Origin of the sequence: Xanthomonas sp. SHU 199, assembly GCF_000364665.1 — a bacterium.
GTDB lineage: Bacteria > Pseudomonadota > Gammaproteobacteria > Xanthomonadales > Xanthomonadaceae > Xanthomonas_A > Xanthomonas_A sontii.
The window spans coordinates 1-2,452 of sequence record NZ_AQOI01000137.1; the positions used below are offsets into that span (position 1 = coordinate 1).

Below are 2,452 nucleotides of genomic sequence, written 5' to 3' on the forward strand. Positions count from 1 at the left end.
GGCCGGCGACCGCTTCGGCACGGCCATCGCCCAGCACGCGGTCGGCGCCTGGCGCGAAGGCGTGGGCGTGCGCGCCAGCGCCCGCTGGCCGGCATTTCTTGCGCAGATCCGCGAACAGGGCCGGCGCCGCAGCGCACGCCTGGCCGGCATCCCCGGCCTGAGCGTGATCGCCGATACCCCCGGCGCCCAGGGCAGCTGGCCGATCCTGATGGTGCTGCTGCCCGATGCCGCCGCCCGCGAATCGGTGCTGGATGCGCTGTGGCCGCGCGGACTCGGCGTGGCGGTGCCGTTCGTGCATGCCCTGCCCGACTACGACTACCTGGACGGCATCGTCGAACGCACGCCGATGCCCAACGCCAGCGACTTCGCCGCGCGCTGCCTGAGTATCAGCAACAGCCCGTGGCTGGACGAGGCGCGCTTCGAGACCATCGTGGCCACGCTGCAGGCGGCCTGCGCCGGCGCGGTCGGGCCGGCGCCGCTGGATGTCGACCTGGTGCACGCCGCTGCGCCGAGCGCTTGATCGGGCGACGTGCGACTTCGCCAGCGTCGCGATGACAACGCGCCGGTCGTAACGACGACAAAATCCTGCAGGCGCGGCTTCATCCGCGAGAAGCGATACCGGTCATGCCCTCGCGGTTGAAGCCGCGCCCACAGAATCAGGCCGCGCTAGCCGACACTGGCCGCATCCAGCGCCGCCAGCAGCCGCAGGTTCAACGCGTGCTGCTGCGCCTGCCACGCCGCCAGATCCGTCGGCGACGGTTCGGGTTGCGCATCCAGCGCCGCCAGTTTTCGCTTCCACCATTGCGGGTAATGGGCCAGCGAGACTTCGCCGGTGATGTCGCTGCCGCACACCTGCCCGCGCAGCGCCTCGATCGCCTGCAGCAACTGCGGTACGCGCAGTTGGCCCTGGTCCCAGTTGGTGCGCACGTCCTGCGGATCCAGCACGTCCTTGTCCAGCGACAGATAGGTCGGCATCGGCGTGCGCCGCAGGTGCTCGACGAACGCGTCGCTCAGTTCGCTCACGCTGTCGAAACCGCGCACCGCCTGGCCCAGGCCCAGCCGCCGCGCCCAGCCCACGTCCACACCGCTGCACCAGTAGCGCAGCTTGCCGCGGTACAGCGGCAGCAGATGGTTTTCCCAGGCATGGCCGGGGCCGACGTCGCCGGAGGTGATGCCGGCCACCTCGACCTGCGCCACCTGCGGTAGCGCGGCGATGCGGCGCACCCACGAGCCGCAGTGCACGCCGAACGGGAAGCGCATGTTGTCCGGATGGTTGTCGAACACCACCACCCGCAACGGCGCCTGCGCACGCTGCGCCAGGCGCACGATCAACGGCAGGCTCAGGTGATGGAAATCGCCGCTGCCCAGCAGCACGGTGCCGTACTGCGCCGGCAGCGCCTGCTCCAGCGCCGCGCCGAAGCGGCGCAGCCGCGCCATCGAGCAGGCGAAGCGCAGACCATCGCACCAGTCGCGCAACGGCAGGCGCACGGCATCGGGTACGACGCCCAGCGAATCATCGAGATCGAGCAGGACCGAGGTGCGCATCTCAGTCCTCCTCGGCGGTATCGGCGGCCGGCCCGACGTCGTCGGATTCGAACAGCGGCCGCAGCCGCCGCAGCACGGCGCGCAGCAACGGATTGCGCAGATATACCGCATGCCAGGTGTAGGTGAAGCTGGCGCCGAGCTGGGCCTTCACCTCCGGATCGGTCCAGCCGGCGACGTAGGCGGTGAGGCCATGGCGGCAGGCATAGTCGAGGTTCTCGATCCAGCTCAGCGCGTACAGGTTGTGGTCGCGCGCATCCGGGTAATGCAGGCCGATGTACTTGTCGAGCAGCCGGCCCTCGTGCACGTAGCACAGGTTCCAGCCGATGATGCGGCCCTGGTGCCGGTACACGAATACCTGCCCGCCCGAGTCGGCGTCGGTCAGCAGCGCGTCGAAGAACGGCTCGGTCAGCAGGTCGAAATGGATCTCGCTCTGCGCATACACCTCCTGGTACAGCGCATAGCAGTGCGCGCGCAGCGCCGGGTCGGCGAAGGCCGGGCCGGTCGGCAGCACCTCGATCTCCAGATCGGCGCGCGAGCGCAGCTTGCGGCGGATGTTGCGCCGGCGCCCGCGTGAGAGCCGCGCCAGATACTCGTCGGTGGAGGCGAAGTCGATCGGCACCCAGGCCAGCGCCTGCCCGCGCAGCAGCACGTAGCCGTTGCGCTCGCAGGCGTCCAGGAACGCCTGCGCCCAGGCGTTGTCGGCCTCGTCGAGCAACGGCGAACGCTGCGGCACGTCCTTGACGATCATCAGCGCGCGGCGCCGGCCCAGTTGCGTGCGCCACTGCCGCGGCAACTGCACCGGGTCGGCCGCGCGCGGCAGCCAGGCGTATTCGCTGACGGTGCTGCCGACGAAGCTGGTGCGCGGCCGCAGCAGGCGCTGCCACAGCCGCTGCAGCGGCAGGCGCGC

The 2,452-nt window shown here is 70.6% G+C and carries 3 protein-coding genes; 1 reads left to right on the plus strand and 2 read right to left on the minus strand.

Features of this window, described 5'->3' with window-relative positions; all coding sequences use genetic code 11:
• Nucleotides 1-520: DegT/DnrJ/EryC1/StrS family aminotransferase (locus tag D183_RS0106470; protein WP_017908291.1), on the plus strand; the 520-nt coding region annotated here is incomplete at its 5' end.
• A 146-nt stretch (nucleotides 521-666) separates the two neighbouring features.
• On the opposite strand, the gene D183_RS0106475 is transcribed toward D183_RS0106470, so the two are convergent.
• Nucleotides 667-1,545: an arginase family protein gene (locus D183_RS0106475; RefSeq protein WP_017908292.1), complete on the minus strand. Its 879-nt coding sequence runs from the start codon at nucleotides 1,543-1,545 to the stop codon at nucleotides 667-669.
• Between the two features lies 1 nt (nucleotide 1,546).
• Nucleotides 1,547-2,452 (minus strand): GNAT family N-acetyltransferase (locus D183_RS24130; RefSeq protein WP_017908293.1); only part of this gene is annotated, 906 nt, incomplete at its 5' end.

Excerpts from the sequence above, each read along its gene's own strand:
- D183_RS0106475 (WP_017908292.1), bottom strand. The coding sequence starts at position 1,545 with ATGCGCACCTCGGTCCTGCTCGATCTCGATGATTCGCTGGGCGTCGTA.